The 2,197-nt window shown below is 36.4% G+C and carries 2 protein-coding genes; one reads left to right on the top strand and one right to left on the bottom strand.

Features of this window, described 5'->3' with window-relative positions; translation table 11 throughout:
• Positions 1-932 (top strand): GTPase family protein (locus tag VOR_RS17205; protein WP_010319985.1); only part of this gene is annotated, 932 nt, incomplete at its 5' end.
• 33 nt (positions 933-965) lie between these two features.
• Here VOR_RS17205 and VOR_RS0112210 read toward each other — a convergent pair.
• Positions 966-1,607 carry an inovirus Gp2 family protein gene (locus tag VOR_RS0112210; protein ID WP_010319984.1) on the bottom strand — a complete coding sequence of 214 codons (642 nt, stop codon included), beginning with the start codon at positions 1,605-1,607 and terminating at the stop codon, positions 966-968.
• Between the last annotated feature and the right edge of the window lie 590 nt (positions 1,608-2,197).

Raw genomic sequence — 2,197 nt, 5'->3', positions numbered from 1 at the left:
ACGATTCAACCACGAAAGATAAGTTGCTCAGTAACTTATCTTTCCTTCGCAAAGCATCACTGAATATTCTGATCACGGGTGCGACAGGCGCAGGAAAAAGCTCAACCATCAACGCTCTATTTGACATGGCGGTTGCTCAAGTCGGCATCGATAGTGAGCCGCACACGGAATGTGTTCAGTGTTACCACTTAAATAATCTCGTGCTATGGGACACTCCAGGGCTTGGAGATGGGATCGATGAGGATAAAAAACACGTACAGGCCATTAAACAGCTTCTCAACAAACGAGATGACCATGGTCAGTTGATCATTGATTTAGTTCTCGTGATACTTGATGGCGGCTCTCGCGATCTGGGAACACCATTGAGACTCATCAATGACATTGTTATCCCGCAATTAGGCGATGAAGCCGAAAAACGGCTCATCGTTGCGGTGAATCAAGCCGACGTTGCATTGAAAGGACCTGAATCATGGAACTACAGCGACAATCTACCAACGGACAAGGCTAAGAGATTTCTGGAGAAACAACAAAACTCGATAGCAAGACGTATACATAAAGCCACACAGATAAATGTGAAGACTCTTTACTTTGTGGCGGGCTACAGTGATGGAGTCAATCGCCAGAGGCCTTACAACCTATCAAAATTGCTTTATACCATTGTCGAAATACTACCAAACAATAAACGAGTAATGCTGGCAAATCGTACCATTTCCAATGATGCAGATAATTGGAAAGATAACGATGCCAGCGATTACAATAAAAAAACCACCTTAAGCCTTTGGGAAGCCATTGTAGAAACAACTTTACAAGGCGCATCTATTGGCTCCGATATCGGATCTATTTTCGGAAAACCAGGCGAGATCTTAGGTAAAGTCGTAGGCTCTGTCGCTGTTCTATTTTTCGGTGGTTTACGATATACATTTGGTTTTTAAATGTAACCATTAAAAAGAGGCTCGCCTCTTTTTTTATTTTCGACTAGTCGAGATGTTTTTTAATCCATTAGAATAGACTTTCGTATTAACTTTAGCCAAGTAGCTTAAGCGATAAAAACACTGTCGGTATTCCTCTTGATGAGAATTTTTCCCCTTATGAATGTAATAAGTAGAGTTACTTGGGAAATGCACACTACTTCTCACCTCAAAGTAATTAATACCTAAAGCACTTGCCCACGCCTCTTTTATCATTGAAGACAAATTACCACTATCCTTAGTAACATCCCCCAAACAAAAGTAAACATCTTTATTAAGAAATAATGCCATATGATAATGATGATTTTCTGAACTTAGTTGCTCCCTTACCCAAACGTATCTTAAATTACATTTACCAATTTTATTCTTTGTTTTTAAGTCATATTTTATTTTTTCCTTTAACGAAGAAAAAAACCTAGAAATATCGCCACAATTATAATCTTCATAATAACCAGGATATCTAAGATCAATTCTCTGAACGTAAACTCGATTATATTCAGCCAAAGAAACATCTAAAACATCCTTAATAGCAATCAAATATTCCTTGCATAATGGACCATGTTCTTTAATGACAGGATTAGAGAAAAATCTCTCGCCATAGAAAAGAGTCAGGTTTGAATTTTGAATTAAACGTTTCATTAGTCACCTCTATGATTAACTTGTTCATAGAAGATAACTACCTTGTTATTTTTAAGGTGATTACTAGACCTATATTACTATACCAACATAATCGAACTAATTACTTTAGCTACCCGCCTTCTGTACCAATGCTAGTCTAGAGAGAATATCACGCTCTGCCACTCTGGAAAAACATTACCGCAACGTCAAAAATCAACACAGAGGGTCTTACTACAGCAGAAAATGGCCATCTCATCGCATAAATGCCTTAAGAGGATAGACTTGAACCACCATAAATATCGACAATAAACCTACATTTAATCAACTTAAAACAGTCAACAAATCGACAATAAACAACTCAAAAAAATACAAAAAATTGACATGAATGAAAAGGAAATAAAAATGGAAACGCTACCTACTTATATACGCAATGATATATATGACATAATTTCAAAAGATACATTTGAGTTAGTTGCATATCATCTATCGTTAAACTTTAAAGACACAAGCGAATATTCATATAACAAAAAAATATTTAGCATTGACGATGACAATTGCGCAATATCAATTAAAAATATCCTACAATAAGAAACATATATGATTGATATATC

This window comes from Vibrio ordalii ATCC 33509, from assembly GCA_000257205.1.
GTDB classification, from domain to species: domain Bacteria; phylum Pseudomonadota; class Gammaproteobacteria; order Enterobacterales; family Vibrionaceae; genus Vibrio; species Vibrio ordalii.
This window is presented reverse-complemented; position numbering and strand designations above follow the sequence as displayed.

Bases quoted from the DNA above. Each gene is read 5' to 3' on its own strand.
- VOR_RS0112210 (WP_010319984.1), bottom strand. From the start codon at position 1,607: ATGAAACGTTTAATTCAAAATTCAAACCTGACTCTTTTCTATGGCGAG.